We start from the raw sequence: 264 nt of genomic DNA, 5'->3' as shown, positions 1-264 counted from the left end.
GAGGAGCTGCCCTTAGTACGAGAGGACCGGGGTGGACTGGCCTCTGGTGTATCTGTTGAACTATCAAGTTCATGGCAGAGTAGCCAAGCCGGGACGGGATAAACGCTGAAGGCATCTAAGCGTGAAGCTATACGCAAGTAGTAAGACCCCTTGAAGACGACGAGGTAGATAGGGCAGAGGTGGAAGTGTAGTAATACATGAAGCTGACTGTTACTAATCGGTCGAGGGCTTAACCAAAAGGATATGGTTAAGGATTGGATAGGA

The 264-nt window shown here is 49.6% G+C and carries 1 rRNA gene (cut by a window edge); it reads left to right on the top strand.

From position 1 onward, the window contains the following. Nucleotides 1-264, top strand: a 23S ribosomal RNA gene (locus DWY89_RS14450) (its annotated part continues 181 nt past the right edge of the window); the annotation flags it as partial.

The organism is Clostridium sp. AF27-5AA (genome assembly GCF_003478415.1).
GTDB lineage: Bacteria > Bacillota > Clostridia > Lachnospirales > Lachnospiraceae > Otoolea > Otoolea fessa.
The sequence above is the reverse complement of the archived record's forward strand: the minus strand, read 5'-3'. Positions and strand labels throughout refer to the sequence as shown.